The sequence below is a fragment of the Streptomyces sp. NPDC048643 genome (genome assembly GCF_040650615.1).
GTDB lineage: Bacteria > Actinomycetota > Actinomycetes > Streptomycetales > Streptomycetaceae > Streptomyces.
Genome location: NZ_JBEZHO010000044.1, coordinates 18,108 through 34,318 on the forward strand (window position 1 = coordinate 18,108; position 16,211 = coordinate 34,318).

The window sequence follows — 16,211 nt, forward strand, 5'->3', positions numbered from 1 at the left end:
GCCGTGGGACGCGGCGGCCGGCCGTCCGTGGAGGCTCTATCCCTCCGCTACCGCGACCCCGGCGACCTCCGAGCGGACCGGCTCCGCGTCCACCGGAGTGGTCCGCTCCGGGAGGAGGTCGAGCACCGCCCGCCGGTGCGTCTCGCTCGTCGCGTCGTCGTACGGGTCCGGTGTCGCCGGCACCTGGAGACGCAGGACGGGTCCCGTGCCCAGCCGGGCGTAGCCACGACCGGGCGGCACGTCGCGGGTCGGGGTGGTGTGCGGCGGGGCGCCCAGGATCATCTCCAGCTGGCCGGCGGAGGCCTGCCCGAGCACCACGCGCGCGCGGGTGTGCTGCCGTACCGCGTCGCTGAGGAAGTCGAGGTGCTCGAAGTGCTCGGCCACCACGACCGTGACACCGGCCGCGCGGCCGTGCCGCAACGGCACCTGGAGCAGCGACTGCGGGTCCGTGCCGCCGTCGGCGGATGCCAGGTGGGCCAGCGCGGTCGGCCGGTCGACCAGGATCCACAGCGGGTTCTTGATGTCGTCGGGAGCGGGGTGTCCCGCCTGGAGCGCGCGGTTCGCGGCGATCAGTCGCCGCTCCGTCTCGTGCGCCGCCCACTCCAGGCTCCCGAGCGCTCCGGTCGTTCCGCACTCCACGGCCAGGACGCCGTCCCGCCCGGTCAGGCACGCGTACTCGCCGGTGCCGCCGCCGTCGACGACGACGACATCGCCGTACTGGAGGGCCTGGAGAGCGATGGAGCGCATGAGCGTGGTCGTGCCGGTGCCCGGTTCGCCCGCGATCAGCAGGTGGGGTTCCGTCGAGCGGACGCCGGTGCGCCAGACGACCGGCGGGACGTCCCGCTGTTCCTCGCCGTAGGTGAGGGGGAGGGTGCGCTGGACGTCGGCGGGATCGGTGAAGCCGAGGACCGTCTCGCCGGGCGCGGTGACGAAGCGCTGGGCGGCGATGTCGGTGGGCAGCGGCGGCAGGACGGTCACGGTGAGTTCGTTGCCCTCCTCGTCCCACTCGAAGTGGTACTCACGGCCGCGGCCCGACTTGGCGTACAGGAGCTGCTCGATCCGCGCGCGGGCGTCCGGCTCGCCGTCGGTGAAGTACGCCGGGTAGTTGACGAGGAGACGGGAGATCCGGCCGTCGGCGTCGAAGTCGTACGAGCCGAAGGCCTTCTCCCAGTCGCCGCCGTGGGCGTAGAGGGGAGCGGGGTCCTCGGCCGCGGAGAAGTACGGCACGAGGGCCTCGTAGAGCGACTGGAGGCGTCCGGTCTGCGCCTCGTCGGGACCGGTCGGGGGCGGCGGGGTGCGTTCCCGGCCGGTCCAGGCTGCCGCCGCCATCAGGCTGATGACGGCGAGCAGCGGCCCGTACGGCACCAGAGCCACCACCAGGATCACCGAGGCCACCAGGAACAGCAGCGGTCCGCGCCGGTCCTTGGGCGTGGCGGCCCACTTGCGCCGTCCGGCGGCTGCCAGCCGGCGCAGTCCACGAGTGACCGTGATGAGTGGATGGAGGACATCGGTGGCGCTGTCGGCTGCCGTCCGGGCCAGCTCCCGGCTCTTGGCGATCTGTGCGTTGCCGTTGACGAGGATGCGGGGGAGAGGGCGCCGAGCCACTGCTGTCTCCTGAAGGTGCGTACGAGGTGGGGGGACGTCGTCAGAACTTGATCCCGCCGAGGAGGCCCGCCAGGCTCTCCCCGCCGGCCTTGATGCTCGGCGCGATGGCCGTGCTCGCGAGGTAGAAGCCGAAGAGTGCGGCCACCAGGGCGTGCGACGCCTTCAGGCCGTCCTTCTTGAAGAACAGGAAGACGATGATGCCGAGAAGGACGACGCCTGACATGGACAGAATCATTTGAGCTCTCCTGGTTCGTGGGGACAGTCACCATGAGTTGTTCCAGGATCACAGCATGTATCCATACGATAAAAGGTGCAACTGGGTGAATTCCGGCTGTTTTCACTCCTGCGATGGAGCCCGCTTGGGCCGCCTGAGCTGGTCTGTTGCGCCTTGCGCGCGCTTTGTGATCTTTGCCGCGGGCGGTGCCCGTCATGTGCCCGTGGAGCAGTACCCTGTCGATTCACCCAAACGGTTGCAGTGAGAGGCGGTCCGCCCCGATGAGTGAAGCCCCCGACCCCGAGGTCGTGGAGCTCGCGACCAAGATCTTCGATCTGGCGCGGCGCGGCGAGACGGAGTCGCTCGTGGCGTACGTGGACGCGGGCGTTCCGGCGAACCTCACCAACGACCGCGGCGACTCGCTCGTGATGCTCGCGGCGTACCACGGCCACGCGGAGACGGTCCGCGCCCTGCTGGACCGCGGCGCCGAGGCCGACCGCGTCAACGACCGCGGCCAGACCCCGCTCGCGGGGGCCGTCTTCAAGGGCGAGGAAGCGGTGATCCGGGCGCTCCTGGCCGCCGGTGCCGATCCGGCCGCGGGGACGCCCTCGGCGGTCGACACGGCCCGCATGTTCGCCAAGGCCGACCTGCTCGAACTGTTCGGCGCGCACTGACGCCGACGCCCTGACCAGGCGCGACGCAAGAAAAAGGGGAGGCGGAACGGGGCCGCCGGAAATACGGTCGCGGCAGGAAGAACTGCCGAGTCATCATGACGACGTGATTCACGGACGTGATGGCCGGGCAGATGTTGCCGCACCGCGCGGGCCGTGACGCGGCCCGCATGGGCCACCGACGAGAGGCAGAGGAAGATGGTCTACAGCAAGCAAGAGACGGCGGGCGCCCCCACGTGTTGTCACGCGGCCAGGTAAGGCAGGATCCCGGTTGCGTCGACGCTTGATGTGAGGCTGTTTCCCATGTTCGATCCGGTCATAGCGCCCAGCGGTACGCTGCTCGGCCTGCTCCAGAGGGGCCGCGGCGACGGCACGCTGCACGCGCTCACCGCACCGCGCGCCGAAGCGCTCGCGGCGCTGAACCACTGTGTGCTGCGGGATCCCCGCCACGACTGGCAGGTGGAGAACCGCTCCCTGTACTACGCCCGTCTCTACCTCGATCTGGCCGGTGAGCTGGACGAGATCGAGCGGCACCTCTTCGACGCCGAGGACGTCCTCGACGACTGCGAGTCCCGCACGGGGCTCTCCCTCGCGGTCCTCGGACACCTCGCCTCCTACGGCAGGCCGGACGCGCTCGCGCTGCTGCGCAGGTACGCCGCCACCGGCACCAACTGGGCGTGGGCCCTGGACGAACTCGCCCTGCGGGACGACGACGCCGGTCTGCGGGCGCTCGCCGTCCCGACCCTCGCCCGGTTCCCGGTCGACCCCGAGGGCGAGGCCGCGCTCACCGCCGCCGTGCGCGACGCGTTCGAACCACGGCCCTGGCGGCTGTGGGCCGACGACCCGCGCCCCTCCGTCGCCGCACGCGTGCGTGCCGCGCAGGAAGCCGGGTCCTTCGACCGCTGGCAGCGCCAGATGCGCCCGTCCGGGCCCCGCCCCGGCTGGAGCGTCCAGGCCGTCTTCGACTGGGCCCAGCAGGGCATCGACCGCGGAGCCGCGCTGCACGTGCCGGCCGCCCGCTGCCTGACCGCCGTCGCCGGCGCCGAGAACCGGCCCGAGATCGTCGAGGCGGCGCGCCACGGCGAGGAGGGCGCGCGCTGCACGGCCCTGCGCTACCTCGCCGACGGCAACGACCCGGACGCCCTCGACCTGATCGAGGCCGCCGTGGCGAACGGCTCGACGGGTGTCACCGAGGCCGCCGTCGACGCCTTCGAGCGGATGCGCAGCGTCGCCGCCGTCGACCGGGCCCGGGGCTGGGCGCACCGGCCCGACGCCCTCGGCGCCGCCGCCGGACGCGTCCTCGCCTGCCGCGGCGGAGCGCAGGACCGCGACCTGGTGCTGGGCGCCCTGCGCGAGGCCGTACGGGGCGAAGGGCCCGACGCGCCGACCCTGTGGACCCTCGTCGACGGCACCGGACGGCTCGGCATCGCCTGCGCCGCCCCCGTGCTGCGGCACATCTACCGGGAGACCGCCTCCTCGCACCTGCGCCAGCGGGCCGCCCGTGCCCTGGCCGTCACCGACCCCTCCTTCCCCGCCGGCTTCGCCGTCGAGTGCCTGTGGGACTGCGAGGAGACCACCCGGGAGACCGCCGCACGGCACGCCGAGACCGGCGACGCGCGCGTGGTGGAGCAACTGCGCCGACTGGCGGCGGATCCGGCCGAGGAGGCCGAGGTCCAGACAGCCGTCAGGAGCCGGATGGGGCCCGACATGCCCGCCGTATGAACGGTCGGTGGCCCGTGAGCCGGAGTCGCGTGGACACGGGCTGACCTGGACGGGTGCGGAGCGCAACGCTCACGGGACGTTCACCGTTCGCAAAGATCGACGTTGACGCGGGCACGTCCAGTACGGCGAGAACACCCGTATGCGTGTCGTCATCGTGACCGAATCCTTTCCCCCCGATGTGAACGGCGTGGCCCACTGCGCGCTCCAGACCGCCCGGCACCTCGTCGATCGCGGTCACGCTCCCCTCGTCGTCGCCCCGGCCACCTCCGCCGGAAACGGACCCGACGCCCTCGCGCCGTGTCCGGTCGTCCGTGTCCCCTCCCTCCCGCTCCCGGGCTACCCCCAGGTCCGCGTCGCCCTCCCCAGCCGACGCGTCGCCGCGGCCATCACCGACCACCGTGCGGACATCGTCCACCTGGCCAGCCCCTTCATCCTCGGCGTCCGCGGCATGGCCGCCGCCTCCCGGCTCGGCATCCCCGCCGTCGCCGTCTACCAGACCGACCTCGCCGGCTACGCCCGTACGTACATCAGCGCGGGCGAGGCCACCGCGTGGCGGCGCATCCGCTCGGTGCACGCCGCCGCCGACCTGACACTCGCCCCGTCCAGCGCGGCCCTGCACGACCTGGAGACGCACGGCGTGCCCCGCGTGCGGCTCTGGGCGCGCGGCGTCGACACGACCCGCTTCCGGCCCGCTCTCCGGGACGAGGCGCTCCGCCGTGAACTGGCCCCGAACGGCGAGCTGATCGTCGGCTACGTCGGCCGGCTCGCCCCCGAGAAGCAGGTCGAACTGCTCGCCGGGGTCTGCGGACTCGACGGCGTCCGCGTCGTCGTGGTCGGCGACGGGCCCAGCGAGACCACCCTGCGGGCCGCCCTCCCCGGCGCGGCCTTCCTCGGCCGGCGCACCGGTGACGACCTCGCGCGGATCTTCGCGTCCCTGGACGTCTTCGCGCACACCGGCCCCTTCGAGACCTTCTGCCAGACCGTGCAGGAGGCCATGGCCAGCGGGGTGCCCGTCGTGGCGCCCGCCGCCGGCGGACCGCTCGACCTGGTGGACCACGGCCGCACCGGGCTGCTCGTCCCGCCCCGCGACGCCGACGCCGTGCGGGACGCGGTGCTGACCCTGGCCGCCGACCCCGCGCTGCGGGCCGCCTGCGGAGCCGCCGGTCACGCCATGGTCGAGGGCCGTACCTGGGCCGCGGTGGGCGACCAGCTCATCGGCCACTACGACAACGTCCTGTCCGCACGGAAGCTGGTGGCCGCATGAGCCTCAGGATCGTACGGCTCGCCAACTTCGTCGCCCCCGCCTCCGGAGGCCTGCGCACCGCCCTGCGGGAACTGGGCGCCGGCTACCTGGCGGCGGGCCACGACCCGGTGCTCGTCGTCCCCGGCGAGCGCGCGAGCGACCGCGAGACCGGGCAGGGGCGCGTGATCACCCTGCCCGGCCCGCTGCTGCCCGGGACCGGTGGCTACCGCGTGCTGACCGACCGGCGGAGAGTGGCCCGGCTCCTGGAGTCGCTCGCCCCCGACCGCCTGGAGGTATCGGACCGCACCACCCTGCGCTGGACCGGAGTCTGGGCCCGGCGCGCCCGGGTGCCCGCCGTGATGGTCTCCCACGAGACCGCCGACGGTGTCCTGCGGACCTGGGGACTGCCGGAGCCGATGGCCCGGCGGACCGCCGACGCCCTCAACGTCCGTACCGCGCACACCTACGCGCGCGTGGTGTGCACCACCGAGTTCGCCGAGCGCGAGTTCGTCCGCATCGGCGCACGCAACGTCGTACGCGCCCCTCTCGGCGTCGACCTGGAGGGGCGTCACCCGGACCTGCGCGACCCGGCGGTGCGGGCCCGCCACGCGCGCGCGGACCAGATCCTGCTCGTCCTGTGTTCCCGGCTCTCGGTGGAGAAGAGGCCCGGCACGGCGCTCGACGCCCTGGAAGCGCTGCTGCGGCGCGGGCGGCGTGCCGTGCTCGTCGTCGCCGGGGACGGACCGCTCAGGGCCCGGCTCGAACAGCGGGCGCGGGAACGGAGGTTGCCCGTCACGTTCCTCGGACACGTCGCCGACCGCACCCTGCTCGGCGCGCTCCAGGCCTCCGCCGACGTGTGCCTGGCGCCGGGGCCCGCCGAGACGTTCGGGCTCGCCGCGCTGGAGGCCATGGCCTGCGGCACGCCCGTCGTCGCCAGCTCGCTCTCCGCCCTGCCCGAGGTGGTCGGCTCCGCCGGAGCGACCGCCGCGGACAGCGGGGACTCCTTCGCGGACGCCGTCGGGCTGTTGCTCGGCCGCCCCGAGAACGAGCGCCGCGAGGCGGCACGCGCGCGTGCCGAGTGCTTCGGCTGGGACGCCGCCGTCGCGGGCTTCCTCGCCGCGCACGACGCCCCGGTCCCGGTCCCGCCCCGGATCCAGGAACTCCAGGAGGGCGTGGCATGAGACCGCTTCGCTTCGTGGCCCTCGGGGACTCGCTCACCGAAGGCGTGGGCGACCCCGTGGGGGACCGGTGGCGGGGGTGGGCGGCGCTGCTCGCCCGTGGCCTCGCCCCGGCGGACGCGGCCGTGGAGTTCACCAACCTCGCGGTCAGCGGTGCGCAGACCCGGGACGTCCTGGAGCGGCAGACCCCCCAGGCGCTCGCGCTGCGGCCCGACGTCGTCTCCGTCGTCATCGGCGTCAACGACACCCTGCGACGCACCTTCGACATCCGCTCCGTCGCCGAACGGCTCGACACCGTCTACGCGGCGTTCCGCGCGCGGGACACACTCGTGATGACGGCCTGCCTGCCGGATCCGGGCTCGATGCTCGGACTGCCGGGGGCGCTCGCCCGTCCGCTGGCCCGTCGGCAGCGCGCGGTCAACACCGTGGTGCACGCGCTCTCCGAACGGCACGGGGCGCTGCATCTGCACGCGGCCGAGGAGGAGTGGCTGACCGACCGCGCCCTGTGGAGCGCCGACCGGCTGCACCCGGGGGAGCGGGGGCACCGTCGACTCGCCCTGCGTTTCCACGCCCTGCTCGCCGAACGGGGCGTCGCCACCGGGGCCGCGCCCTCGGCGGAGCCCGAGGTCGCCGGCCCCACCCGCGCGGCGAGCCTGCGATGGCTCGCCACCGCCGGAACGGCCTGGGTCGCCCGCCGGTGCACGGACCTGCTTCCCCAACTGCTCACCCTCGCCGCGTCCGAGGTGCGTCACCGGGCCCGGGGCACCAGCGCCCGTCTCGACCTCGGCGCGGCGCACGCCGTCTCCGTCGCGCTGGCCGCCCTGTCCGTGACCGAACAGCCCGACGCGGCATGACGGTCGGGCGGCCGTGTACGGGACGCGCGGGCCGTCGCGGGCTCCGCGCCCCACGGCGGGGTGACGGGCCCGAGGCGGGACTCAACGGCGCCGTACCGCCACGAAACGGACCGGAATTCCCGGAACCGCCTGAGCGGCGGCGGCGAGGTCGACCTCTCGGACGACCGCGATCACCGGGTAGCCCCCGGTCGTCGGATGGTCGGCGAGGAACACCACCGGCCGTCCGTCGGGCGGCACCTGTACGGCGCCCAGCACCATTCCCTCACTGGGCAGTTCACCGGAGACGGTCCTCTCCAGGGCGGGTCCGGTCGTGCGCAGCCCGATCCGGTTGCTCGCCGGTGACACCCGGTAGGAGCGGGTCGTCAGCGCCCGGACCGCCGAGCCCGTGAACCAGTCCTCGCGCGGGCCGGGCGTCACCCGCAGGACCAGCTCGGCGGGCGGCGCGGGGTGCGGAACGACGTCCACGCGCGCGTGCGGCGCACCCGGGCACCCCAGCGGAAGCACCGTTCCGTCGGTCAGCGGCGCGGGACCCAGGCCCGACAGGAGGTCGGTGGACCGGCTGCCGAGCACCGGATCAACGGCCACGCCACCGGACACGGCCACGTAGGAGCGCAGCCCCGCGCGCGCGGGGCCGATGTCCAGGAGAGCGCCCGCGGCGACCCGGACGGGCGCTCCCCAGGCTGCGGGACGCCCGGCCACGGTGACCGGACAGGGCGCTCCCGTCACCGCCACGACCGTCGTCGAACGGGGGCGCAGGGAACAGCCGTTGACCGTCGTCTCCAGCACGGCCGCCCCGGCGGCGTTGCCGACGAGCCGGTTGGCCAGCGCCGCCGCCGGGGCGTCGAGCGCCCCGGAGCGCGGCACGCCGAGGTGCGCGTGGCCGGGGCGCCCTTGATCCTGGACGGTGGTCAGGGCACCGGCCCGCACCACCGACAGAGCCCGGTCACTCATGAGCGGTCCACCGGGACGAAGCGGACCCGTGTGCCCGGCGCCAACAGAGCGGCCGGCACGCGCGCGTGGTTCCACAGGACCGCGTCCGTGGTGCCGATCAGCTGCCAGCCACCCGGCGAACTGCGCGGATACACCCCCGTGTACGGGCCCGCGAGCGCCACGGAGCCCGCCGGAACCGCGGTCCGTGGAGTGGCCCGGCGCGGTACGTCGTACCGCTCCGGCGGCCCGGTCAGATACCCGAAGCCGGGTGCGAACCCGCAGAAGGCCACCCGGAACCCGGCCGCCGCGTGGATCGCCGGCACCTCGTGCACCCGCACCCCCCACAGCGCCGCCACGTCCGCCAGATCGGGACCGTCGTAGCGGACGGGGATCTCGACGGCCTCGTCCGCGCGCGTGCCCAGCGGCGGGATCTCCCAGCCGGGCAGCCGTTCCGCCACCCGCGCCGGGTCGTCCAGGCCGTCCAGGAGCACCGTGCGCGCCGCCGGGACGATCTCCCGCACCGCCAGCGAGCCCTCGGCGCGGCGCCGCAGCAGCTCCGCGTGCAGCGCCTGGGCCGCCTCGCCCGAGGAGACCTCGACGAGCAACGCCCGGTCCCCGAAGGGAAGGACCCTCGTACCGGCCCGCGCGGCGGCCGGTGTCGTCCGCCGACCCACGGGGGTGTCGTCCCCCGTGGGCGCCCGGGCCGCCCCGTGGTCGGCCCGGGCGCCGGTACCGGGGGATACCGACGGTGTCGCGTGACCCGTCGTGCGAGCCGTCATACGAACGCCTCCACGCGCACGCCCGAGGACTCCAGCCGCTCGCGGACCCGACGGGCCAGGCCGACCGCGCCCGGGGTGTCCCCGTGCAGACACAGGGATCGGGCACGGACCGGGACGCGCTCGCCGGAGCGGGCCGTGACCATCCCGGACCGCGCCAGTTCCAGCGAGCGTTCCACGATCGTCTCGGCGTCCGTGATCACCGCGCCCTCCTCGGCGCGCGGCACGAGCGTGCCCTCCTGCGTGTAGGCGCGGTCCGCGAACGCCTCGGTGACGACGGGCAGTCCGGCCCGCTCGGCCACCTTCAGGAACCGCGAGGACGGCAGTCCGAGGACGGGCAGACCGGCACCCGCGAGCACGACACCTTCCACGACCGCCGCGGCCTGCTCCTCGTCGTGCACGACTCGGTTGTAGAGCGCGCCGTGCGGCTTCACGTAGGCGACACGGGAGCCCGCCGCGCGCGCGAAGACCTCCAAGGCGCCGATCTGGTAGGCGACTTCGGCCGCCAGTTCGTCGGACGGCACGTCCATCGCGCGCCGCCCGAACCCCGCCAGGTCCCGGTAGGAGACCTGGGCGCCGATCCGTACCCCCCGCGCCGCGGCCAGTTCGCACACCCGCCGCATGGTGGCCGCGTCCCCGGCGTGGAAACCGCAGGCCACGTTGGCACTGGTGACGACGGACAGCAGCTGTTCGTCGTCCGTCAGCCGCCAGCGGCCGAAGCCCTCGCCGAGATCGGCGTTGAGATCGATCCGGGTCATAGGATGCCGTGTCTCCTCTTCCGGCCTCTTCAGGCCACTCGGTACTGCTCGTCGCGGGCGTCCGTGAGGAACATCCGCCCCGGCGCGTGGGTGATCGCGAACGGCGGCCGGGACGCCATCACGGCCGCATGGGGCGTCACCCCGCAGGCCCAGAACACCGGGATGTCGTCCGGTGCCGCGACCACCGGATCGCCGAAGTCGGGGCGCGAGAGATCCTCGATGCCCAGCCCCGACGGTTCGCCGCAGTGCACCGGACTGCCGTGCACGGCGGGCAGCAGACTGCTCTCCCGGATCGCCGCCGCCAGGTGCTGGGGCGGCACCGGGCGCATGGACACCACCATCGGCCCGTGCAGCCGGCCGGCCGGACGGCACTGCCGCGCCGTCACGTACATCGAGACGTTCCGGCCCTGTTCGATGTGGCGCATCGGCACGCCCGCCGCGCTCAGCGCCCACTCGAAGGTGAAGCTGCAGCCGATCAGGAAGGACACCAGATCGGGGCGCCAGTGCTCCACCACGTCCGTGGGTTCGGCCACCAACTCGCCGTGTTCCCAGACCCGGTAGCGCGGCAGATCGGTGCGCAGGTCCGCGCCCGCGGCGAGCGGCGTGGTCCAGGAACCGGCGTCGGTGACGTCGAGGACCGGGCACGGCTTCGGGTTGCGCTGGCAGAACAGCAGCATCTCGTACGCCCAGTCGGCCGGGACCGAGACGAGGTTCGCCTGTGTGTGGCCCGCGGCGACCCCGGCGGTGGGCAGCGACAGCCCGGCGCGGAAACGACGGCGTGCCTCGGCGGGGGTCCACGCGTGCGCGTGGGGGTCGGCCTCCCGCGCTCCCTGGGAGGGGACCTGGCCCGGGCCGGTGTTCTGGGCGAGGGCCCGCGGGAGGACCCGGACGGTGTCGTTCACAGCAGCTCCTTGCCACGCGTCTCGGGCAGTCCGAGCAGGGCCACGGCGGCGAGGGCGTAGCCGATCGCGCCGAAGACCAGCGCGCCGCCCACACCCCAGCTGTCGGCCAGGAAGCCGACCGTGGTGGGGAAGACGGCGCCGACGGCCCGCCCCGTGTTGTACGTGAAGCCCTGTCCGGTGCCGCGTACCGCCGCCGGGTACAGCTCGCTGAGGAACGAGCCGAAGCCGCTGAAGATCGCCGACATGCAGAATCCGAGCGGGAAACCGAGCACCAGGAGAAGGGTGTTGGCCCCGCTCGGGATGTTCGCGTACGTGAGGATGCAGGCCGCGGAAAGGACCGCGAACAGCAGGATGTTGCGCTTGCGGCCCAGCCGGTCGGTGAGATAGCCGCCGGTGAGATAGCCGAGGAAGGCTCCCGAGATCAGGAACGTCAGGTAGCCGCCCGTGCCGACGACGGACAGCCCGCGCTCCGACTTCAGATAGGTGGGCACCCAGGTGGCCAGCGTGTAGTAGCCGCCCTGGACACCGGTGGAGAGCAGGACCGCGAAGAACGTGGTGCGCAGCAGACCCGGTGCCTCGGCCGTGCCGGGCTTGAAGATGACGGTGAACGACCCCTTGTCCGCGCTCTTCTCGCGGACCGCGGTCGCCCCGGGCGCGTCCTGCACCCGCCGCCGCACCCACACCACGAGCAGCGCGGGCAGGGCCCCGGTCCAGAACATCACGCGCCAGGCGAGGTCGTCGCCGAGGAACTGGAAGACCAGCGTGTAGACCACCACCGCGAGACCCCAGCCGACGGCCCACGCGCTCTGGACCGCGCCGAGCGTCCGTCCCCGGTGCCGGGGGCTCGCGTACTCCGCGACGAGGATGGCGCCGACCGCCCACTCGCCACCGAATCCGAGGCCTTGAAGGGCCCGGAACACCAGCAGCGTCTCGTAGTTGGGCGCGAAGCCGCAGGCGACCGTGAACACCGCGTACGTGACGACGGTGATCATCAGCGCTCTGACCCTGCCGATCCGGTCCGCGACGACACCGGCGACGGCGCCGCCGATCGCGGAGACGACCAGGGTCACGGTGGTGAACAGGCCCGTCTGGCCGCTGTCCAGGCCGAAGTACGCGGCCAGGGCGACCATGCTGAGCGGCAGGGTGAAGTAGTCGTACGAGTCGAGGCCGTAGCCGCCGAACGCGCCGCCGAAGGCACGCCGGCCGCGTGGGCCGAGAGCGCGCAGCCAGCCGAACGCGCCTTCCTGGACGATGGGTTCACCCGGGACGGGTGAAGTGTCGGCGGTCAGCGACGGGGACGGAGGGGTCGTGCTCATGGGCACCTCGCAGTGAGGGACGGAGGGTGCTTGAGGACTGAGCCGTGCCGTGCGGAAGCGGTGGACGCCCGGGCCGTGCGAAGAGGTGGCTCCGTGGGTCGTATCGAATGGCGCCTGTTCGACACGGTAGAGGATCGTTGAACGATCCCTCAATACCCCTGTTGTTTCGTTCCTGTGTCTGCGGTTGAATTCCGGGCATGGCAGAGCTGACGGAACTGGCCGACGACCGAGCCCTGTTGGGGCGCACCAGCACCGCCGAGCGGGTCTCGGACATCCTCAGGTCCCGCATCGCGGAGGGCTTCTTCCCGCCCGGGACGCGGCTGTCCGAGGACAGCATCGGCGGCGCGCTCGGCGTCTCGCGGAACACGTTGCGTGAGGCGTTCCGGCTGCTCACGCACGAACGGCTGCTGGTGCACGAGCTCAATCGCGGGGTCTTCGTTCGGGTGCTCACCGTCGAGGACGTCGAGGACATCTACCGCACCCGCGCCCTCGTCGAGTGCGCGGTCGTCCGCGGGCTCGGCGATCCCCCGTACGCCGTGGAGGGGCTCGCGGCGGCCGTCGCGGAGGGGCGGCGGGCGGCCGGTGAAAGTGACTGGAAAGGAGTGTCCACCGCCAACATCCACTTCCACCGCGAACTGGTCGCCCTGGCCGGCAGCGCCCGCACCGACGAGGTGATGCGCAGCGTCTTCGCCGAGCTCCGCCTCGCCTTCCACGTCGTGGACGACCCGCGCCGGCTCCACGAGCCCTACCTGGCCCGCAACCACGAGATCCTCCGGAACCTCCAGGACGGCGCCCGCGACACCGCCGAACACCTCCTCGCGGCCTATCTGACCGACTCCCTGAAGGGTCTGGTCGAGGTGTACGCACGCCGGGTGGCGGACGGGGGACAAGGGGTCGGCTGAGGAGCCCGGGAGGCCTGGGAGCCGCTCGGCAGGGGCGGGCGCCCGGCGGGCTTGCCCTGTCGTCGCGAGCTGCGAGGCCACGGGCAGGCCGCCCCCGGCTCTGGGAGCGGCGGGGCTCGAACCGCCGGCTTCCATGGCCGGGAGGTCGATCCGGAGGAGGCCGGAACCGGGGCCCGATCCGGCACCGCCACCAGGACTGGCGCCGGGACCGGTGCCGGCACCGCCACCGGGACCGACACCATGACTGGAATCGGTGCCGAACCGGGGTCCAAGGCCGCGGCGGCGTAGGGCCTTGGCCGAGACCGGGGTCCGGCAGGTGGCGAGGCGAGGGCCATCGGCCGTTGCCCCGGACATCGGCCTGCTCGCTACTCGTCCGCCTGGGCCCGGGTCCGGCAGGCCGGACCAGTCAGGCCAGCCAGGCCGGCCGCACCAGCCAGACCAGCCGGGTCGGGCAGCGCGAGGGCGGGGGTGAACGCCGGGGCCGAGGCGAACGCGGGCAACAGCGAGGGCAAGGGCGTGGGCAGGCCGGGGGCGCCGGTCGCTTCTGCGTCGTTTCGACCGTTGTCGGACCGAGGACCTAGTCTGTGCACCGTGACTTCGCCTGCATCGACGGACAGCGTTCCGGCCCAGCTCAGCGCGGGGCCGCGCCCGGCTCCGGGCCCGGCCGCCGACGAGGGCCTGGCGCGGCGGCTGCGCGCGCTCGCCTGCACCGCGCCGCTGCACGACCTGGACGTGCGCAAGGCGAACCTCGCGGGCGAGTACACGGTGTACGGCATGGCCGAGGTCGCCCTCGCCGCCATCGACCTCGTCACACTGAACATGGACTTCGACACGGGTGCCGACCACGACCAGATAGTGGCCAGGCTCATCCCGCGCATCGCCGCCCAGGCCCCCCGCCGCCCCGTCGTCGAGCACGAGCGCGTCGCCCGCTGGGTCCTGGAGAACCTCATCAACGTCGGCAGCGTCGACCGGGGCTTCCGCGCCGTGTACGGCACCTTCGCCCCGGACGGTTCGTACGTCCGCCGCGACTACGACTTCAAGCTGATCGAGGAGGTCCCCGGCTACGGGGGCAGCGTCTACCTCCGGACGACCGACGAAGCGGTCAACGTCCTGGTCGGTGCCCTCGACACGGACGTCACCAGCGCGCAGATCGCCGCCGAGGTCAAGCTGGAGGTCCTGATCAGCCGCGGCCGGCTGGCCGACGCCCAGCTCGCCGCCGAGCAGGCCCGCTACCGCACCGTGCAGTACGCGGAGACCCTCCGCAAAGCCCTCGACGCGACCCGGCGCAACGTGCGGGCGGTCGACTGGCTCCAGGCCGTCCCCGACATGATCGCCGAGGCCCTGGACCACGTCGCCGACCGGTACCGCCACGAGAACGCGATCCTCACCAACATCCGCAAGGCCCGCGACGAGTCCGAGGACCCCGAGCAGAAGCGCCGCGCCGCCGAGCTGGTCGACATCGTCAAGGACTGCATCCGCCGGCACACCCAACTCCAGTCCCGCCTCCTGGAGGCAGGACCGCTGTTCCGCGCCGAGCAGGACCGGCAGGCGTTCGGCACGCCCATGACCACCTCGGGCATCGACCTGTATGGACATCTCGTCGCGCCCGTACTGCCGCTCCCGGTCGAGAGCGCGCTGCGCGTCACCGACGCCTTCTTCGCGCGCGGTACGGGCCTGCGCACCCCCGTCGCCGTCCGCGTCGGGGATCTCGTCGACATCCTGCTGACCCCGCCGCAGGAGCGGGAGCACCTCGGCGCGGAGATGCCCGAGCCCGACCTGATCGCCACACCGGACGACAGCCGTTTCAGCGAGGGGCAGCTGGCCTCCGCCATGGACCTGCTGAACCTCCCCGCCGACGCCCCCCGCCGGCTGTCCGGTCTGCTGGCCGACGCCCGCCGCCGCGACCCCGAACTGCCGTACCTGGTGGCCCTGCTGGCCGTGCACGCCGCGAGCCCACCGGTCGGCACCGCCTACCGGCAGGGCGAGGAGCGCCTGCTGTTCGCCGTGGACGACGGGACCGAGCTGGACGACCCGGAGTTCGGCGGCGCCGACCTGATCGTGGGCATGGCCCTCCTCGACGCGGCCGGGATGAAGGCGGACCGCGCGTGACCGCCCCGCCGGAACACCTGCCCCCGCCCGGCGGACGAGCCCGACAGGGCGCCATCGCTCACGTCCCCGTCCCCGCCCGTACGCGCCCGAACCCCGCACCTCCCCACCCGCACCCCGACCCCGTACGTCCGAACAAGGAGTCCCAGCCGTGACCGAGCACGTCGAGTGGAGTGAACCGGAGGCCACCGCCGCTCCGGCGAACGCCCCCGTCACCCCTGCCGACGCCGCCGACGCGGCGCGGCTCGTCGCCTTCGGACTCCAGCCCAAGCTGCAGCCCGCGCGCGACCAGGAGTACGCCGAACTGCTGCGTCGCTACCGCGAGGACCCGCCGTTCGCGCGCCTCGCCGACGCGGTCGCGGCCGGCCTCGGGCTCATCGTCCTGGAGGTGTCCCCGCGCGCGGGGATGGCGGTGACCGCCGCCGAGGACTCGGTCTTCGCCGTCCGCATGGGCGACTACGCGCGCCGTGCCTCGGCCGACTCCGGGGACCGTTTCCTGCACGGCCTCGCCCACCTCGCCGTCGCCGCCATGGCCTTCCCGCGCCCCGAGGACCTCGCGGACGACGGATACATCGGGCGCGTCCCGGTGAACGGCGTCGACGCGTTCGTACGGCAGGCCTGCCGCCGCCTGGAGGAGCGGGCCGAGGAGACGGGCGAGAACACCGACCCGGCGACGGACGCGCCGGGCCTGGAGGCCGCCTGGCGGATCTGGGCGCGGCGCAGCTCCACCGGTGCCACCAAGGACGCCCGAAGACTGGCCGGCTCGACGACCGGCATCATCGCGAAGGCCGTCGCGTTCCTCACCGAGTCCGGCTTCCTCCAGCGCACCGGGGACGACGCCGGCGGCACCTACCGGACGACGGCGCGCTACCAGCTCCAGGTCCGCGACATGGCGGGAACCGCCGCCATGGGCGAGCTGCTGGAGCTGGGCGTGGTCCCGGTGACCGACGGCACCGCGACCCTGCTGCCCGCCGAGGACACCGACGACCTGGAGCTGGCGGCCGGAGCCGGGCTGCCCTTCCACTCCTGACGCG

General features: G+C 73.8%; 15 protein-coding genes. 8 read left to right on the forward strand and 7 right to left on the reverse strand.

Annotated elements, in window-relative coordinates:
- Nucleotides 1–36: 36 nt before the first annotated feature.
- Both AB0C62_RS31895 and AB0C62_RS31900 read right to left on the reverse strand, forming a co-directional pair.
- Nucleotides 37–1,605 carry a hypothetical protein gene (locus AB0C62_RS31895; protein WP_362979088.1) on the reverse strand — a complete coding sequence of 523 codons (1,569 nt, stop codon included), beginning with the start codon at nt 1,603–1,605 and terminating at the stop codon, nt 37–39.
- A 40-nt stretch (nt 1,606–1,645) separates the two neighbouring features.
- Complete coding sequence (locus tag AB0C62_RS31900) at nt 1,646–1,840, reverse strand: hypothetical protein (protein WP_037621052.1); 195 nt, start codon at nt 1,838–1,840, stop codon at nt 1,646–1,648.
- A 260-nt stretch (nt 1,841–2,100) separates the two neighbouring features.
- Here AB0C62_RS31900 and AB0C62_RS31905 point away from each other — a divergent pair, with 260 nt between their 5' ends.
- The 5 genes from AB0C62_RS31905 to AB0C62_RS31925 all read left to right on the forward strand — a co-directional run bounded on the left by AB0C62_RS31905 (nt 2,101) and on the right by AB0C62_RS31925 (nt 7,487).
- Nucleotides 2,101–2,493, forward strand: a complete 393-nt coding sequence (locus AB0C62_RS31905) for an ankyrin repeat domain-containing protein (protein ID WP_362979090.1) — start codon at nt 2,101–2,103, stop codon at nt 2,491–2,493.
- Between the two features lie 300 nt (nt 2,494–2,793).
- On the forward strand, nt 2,794–4,212 hold the full coding sequence (locus AB0C62_RS31910; RefSeq protein ID WP_362979092.1) for a HEAT repeat domain-containing protein: 1,419 nt from the start codon (nt 2,794–2,796) through the stop codon (nt 4,210–4,212).
- Nucleotides 4,213–4,351: 139 nt separating this feature from the next.
- Nucleotides 4,352–5,476, forward strand: a complete 1,125-nt coding sequence (locus AB0C62_RS31915; RefSeq protein ID WP_362979094.1) for a glycosyltransferase family 1 protein — start codon at nt 4,352–4,354, stop codon at nt 5,474–5,476.
- A complete protein-coding gene (locus tag AB0C62_RS31920; RefSeq protein ID WP_362979096.1) occupies nt 5,473–6,636 on the forward strand; it encodes a glycosyltransferase in 1,164 nt (387 codons plus the stop codon). The genes AB0C62_RS31915 and AB0C62_RS31920 overlap by 4 nt, the downstream gene beginning before the upstream one ends.
- The gene (locus tag AB0C62_RS31925) at nt 6,633–7,487 is read left to right on the forward strand and encodes an SGNH/GDSL hydrolase family protein (protein ID WP_362979098.1); all 855 of its coding nucleotides are present in this window, start codon (nt 6,633–6,635) and stop codon (nt 7,485–7,487) included. Before AB0C62_RS31920 ends, AB0C62_RS31925 begins: the two co-directional genes overlap by 4 nt.
- Nucleotides 7,488–7,568: 81 nt before the next feature.
- On the opposite strand, the gene AB0C62_RS31930 is transcribed toward AB0C62_RS31925, so the two are convergent.
- Genes AB0C62_RS31930 through AB0C62_RS31950 form a run of 5 tightly spaced genes read right to left on the reverse strand, consistent with a single transcriptional unit; the run spans nt 7,569 to nt 12,169 of the window.
- Nucleotides 7,569–8,438, reverse strand: coding sequence for a biotin-dependent carboxyltransferase family protein (locus AB0C62_RS31930; protein WP_362979100.1), 870 nt, complete (start codon nt 8,436–8,438; stop codon nt 7,569–7,571).
- Nucleotides 8,435–9,196, reverse strand: a complete 762-nt coding sequence (locus AB0C62_RS31935; protein WP_362979102.1) for an allophanate hydrolase subunit 1 — start codon at nt 9,194–9,196, stop codon at nt 8,435–8,437. Before AB0C62_RS31935 ends, AB0C62_RS31930 begins: the two co-directional genes overlap by 4 nt.
- Nucleotides 9,193–9,951, reverse strand: a complete 759-nt coding sequence (locus AB0C62_RS31940) for a 5-oxoprolinase subunit PxpA (protein WP_362979104.1) — start codon at nt 9,949–9,951, stop codon at nt 9,193–9,195. Before AB0C62_RS31940 ends, AB0C62_RS31935 begins: the two co-directional genes overlap by 4 nt.
- A gap of 29 nt (nt 9,952–9,980) precedes the next feature.
- Nucleotides 9,981–10,853 (reverse strand): putative hydro-lyase, encoded by an 873-nt coding sequence (locus tag AB0C62_RS31945; protein WP_362979106.1) that lies wholly within the window; start codon nt 10,851–10,853, stop codon nt 9,981–9,983.
- Entirely contained in the window at nt 10,850–12,169 is a 1,320-nt protein-coding gene (locus tag AB0C62_RS31950; protein ID WP_362979108.1) for an MFS transporter, read from the reverse strand. The genes AB0C62_RS31945 and AB0C62_RS31950 overlap by 4 nt, the downstream gene beginning before the upstream one ends.
- 197 nt (nt 12,170–12,366) lie before the next feature.
- On the opposite strand from AB0C62_RS31950, the gene AB0C62_RS31955 reads away from it, so the two are divergent.
- The 3 genes from AB0C62_RS31955 to AB0C62_RS31965 all read left to right on the forward strand — a co-directional run bounded on the left by AB0C62_RS31955 (nt 12,367) and on the right by AB0C62_RS31965 (nt 16,207).
- Nucleotides 12,367–13,071, forward strand: a complete 705-nt coding sequence (locus AB0C62_RS31955; protein WP_362979110.1) for a GntR family transcriptional regulator — start codon at nt 12,367–12,369, stop codon at nt 13,069–13,071.
- 591 nt (nt 13,072–13,662) lie between these two features.
- A complete protein-coding gene (locus AB0C62_RS31960) occupies nt 13,663–15,180 on the forward strand; it encodes a hypothetical protein (RefSeq protein ID WP_362979112.1) in 1,518 nt (505 codons plus the stop codon).
- A 148-nt stretch (nt 15,181–15,328) separates the two neighbouring features.
- On the forward strand, nt 15,329–16,207 hold the full coding sequence (locus AB0C62_RS31965; protein ID WP_362979114.1) for a hypothetical protein: 879 nt from the start codon (nt 15,329–15,331) through the stop codon (nt 16,205–16,207).
- Nucleotides 16,208–16,211: the final 4 nt, after the last annotated feature.

Bases quoted from the DNA above. Each gene is read 5' to 3' on its own strand.
- AB0C62_RS31900 (WP_037621052.1), bottom strand. From the start codon at position 1,840: ATGATTCTGTCCATGTCAGGCGTCGTCCTTCTCGGCATCATCGTCTTC.
- AB0C62_RS31905 (WP_362979090.1), top strand. From the start codon at position 2,101: ATGAGTGAAGCCCCCGACCCCGAGGTCGTGGAGCTCGCGACCAAGATC.
- AB0C62_RS31910 (WP_362979092.1), top strand. From the start codon at position 2,794: ATGTTCGATCCGGTCATAGCGCCCAGCGGTACGCTGCTCGGCCTGCTC.
- AB0C62_RS31915 (WP_362979094.1), top strand. From the start codon at position 4,352: ATGCGTGTCGTCATCGTGACCGAATCCTTTCCCCCCGATGTGAACGGC.
- AB0C62_RS31920 (WP_362979096.1), top strand. From the start codon at position 5,473: ATGAGCCTCAGGATCGTACGGCTCGCCAACTTCGTCGCCCCCGCCTCC.
- AB0C62_RS31925 (WP_362979098.1), top strand. From the start codon at position 6,633: ATGAGACCGCTTCGCTTCGTGGCCCTCGGGGACTCGCTCACCGAAGGC.
- AB0C62_RS31930 (WP_362979100.1), bottom strand. From the start codon at position 8,438: ATGAGTGACCGGGCTCTGTCGGTGGTGCGGGCCGGTGCCCTGACCACC.
- AB0C62_RS31935 (WP_362979102.1), bottom strand. From the start codon at position 9,196: ATGACGGCTCGCACGACGGGTCACGCGACACCGTCGGTATCCCCCGGT.
- AB0C62_RS31940 (WP_362979104.1), bottom strand. From the start codon at position 9,951: ATGACCCGGATCGATCTCAACGCCGATCTCGGCGAGGGCTTCGGCCGC.
- AB0C62_RS31950 (WP_362979108.1), bottom strand. From the start codon at position 12,169: ATGAGCACGACCCCTCCGTCCCCGTCGCTGACCGCCGACACTTCACCC.
- AB0C62_RS31955 (WP_362979110.1), top strand. From the start codon at position 12,367: ATGGCAGAGCTGACGGAACTGGCCGACGACCGAGCCCTGTTGGGGCGC.